Source organism: Marivirga lumbricoides (assembly GCF_014636295.1).
Lineage (GTDB): Bacteria > Bacteroidota > Bacteroidia > Cytophagales > Cyclobacteriaceae > Marivirga > Marivirga lumbricoides.
Genome location: NZ_BMEC01000040.1, coordinates 1 through 1,762, shown reverse-complemented (window position 1 = coordinate 1,762; position 1,762 = coordinate 1). Strand labels below are relative to the sequence as shown.

Sequence of the window (1,762 nt, the reverse complement as noted above, 5' to 3'; positions counted from 1 at the left end):
ACGCGTGATCAGTAGAAACAAGGGTGTTTTTGCTAATTATATACAAATGTTGCATCTGCAAGACCCATTAGACATGGCCCAGAACAATAAGGCAGCAAACCCCATTGCAAACACAAGAGATGAGGCGACAGTCGAATAAATGGTGAGGATTTTGTAAGTTTCTTCAGATTCCAGCTTGACCCCCTCTATTCTCTGTCTTTCTAATTTTGATTCCTCTTGATACTTCCTTCTGTTGTAGGTCCCGTTCCGAATTGTCTCCATGCATTGGTCATCACATTTGTGGTATAGCTCGAAACATCCTTTCCCATCTTCCACCGCATTAGAACCCAACGCCCTCTTTACTTTATTATATAGATTGTTTACATTTGCGTCATGCTCATCGAGTGTTTTCTGGTTTTCAAGCAGAACTAGCAATTCTGCATTATATGCCCATATATCCTGGATTTGATCATCAATCTTATTATTAATCATGTTAAGTCTAGTTTCTACCTCACTGAATTCATGATCAATGATTTCATACTGCTTGTTCATTTTGTCGACTATATTATTCACTTTGGATGTTATTTTATCAATTGCCTTTTGGGTTGAGTCTCTATCTGCTGCGATGCCAACCCCTTGGTCATTTGAATGCTGGAACCCATACCAACCAGCAACTAGTCCTGACCAACCTCCCTCTATAAACCCTGCTATGGCCCCGAATAGTCCTCTACTAGATTTAGAAGGCACATTCCTCAGACCAACTGCAAGTTTGAGACTCTTTATGCCAATATATTTTGAGCAGTTTCCAAATGCATACTTACTTACATTTTGGAATGGCAGTGTTGTGTTTAAGCCACCTTTTTCTGTCTGACACTGCACTGTGCAGCTACCTCTTTTTAAATCAGTCTTTAGAATTCTTCCGTGGCTCTCTCCTGAAAGAATGTGTCCATACCATGGAGCTATTAGATTCCCATCAGATTTTATTCGCAGTGTTTGACCAGGTTTCAATACAGACCAGTAATAATTGATTCTTCCCATCAAACCGTTGACAAGAGGCCTTGGTCCTATCAATGGTTTGAAAATCCTATTTATTTCTTCTGTTGCCACACTCGTTGTTGTGTCGGTTCTTGTGTACAGCCCTCTCTGCGTATCATCGGTGGGTGGGTGATTTATACCCCACATGAAAAGAATGTTCTTCCCTTGATTATTTGTGTATTGGGCGTCTTGGGTAGGGTACTCGCCGTTCTTTCGAGTCAACCATCTCATGCTTTTGTAGAATGAACCTGAGCATGCTGTGCTTGTTCCATCGTAAGAAACATTCCAGATTGTGTCTGGGAAGATCTGGATTCTTTGATAAGACCTAGCAGAACTAAAAAGTGACCTTAGCTCTTCTAGATCTTCTACGTTCCCGGGGTAACACAATCCGTGAACGGCTGATGGTCTCTCGACGATATAGGACCATTCTCTTCCTTCCAGCGATAGATCACAAGAAGGATTGCCATAGATTAGCCCTTCGATGGTGCAGGTGTCCAAAATAAGAGGTTGTCCCAAGCTTGTTGCACACAGCATCCCATTATGCTCTGTGTGGAGCAGTTCTTTGGCATGTGTCACAGGGACATTGTTTTCTGTTAGTGTGTCCACAGTTTCTGTGGAGTTTGTTGATTGATAGCCGATGCAGATTTTATCTGCATTGCTTACTGTTGCTACCAGTAGTATAGTTATTAGTGATACTGTCTCCATCTTGAGTGGTTGTGAAATTCCCCTGCTTTTGCTGATCACGCGT

The 1,762-nt window shown here is 41.9% G+C and carries 1 protein-coding gene; it reads right to left on the bottom strand.

Translation table 11 applies throughout. The features are described from left to right. Positions 1-36 precede the first annotated feature (36 nt). On the bottom strand, positions 37-1,762 hold a 1,726-nt coding region (locus tag IEV85_RS24635), incomplete at its 5' end, for a hemagglutinin (RefSeq protein ID WP_229658337.1).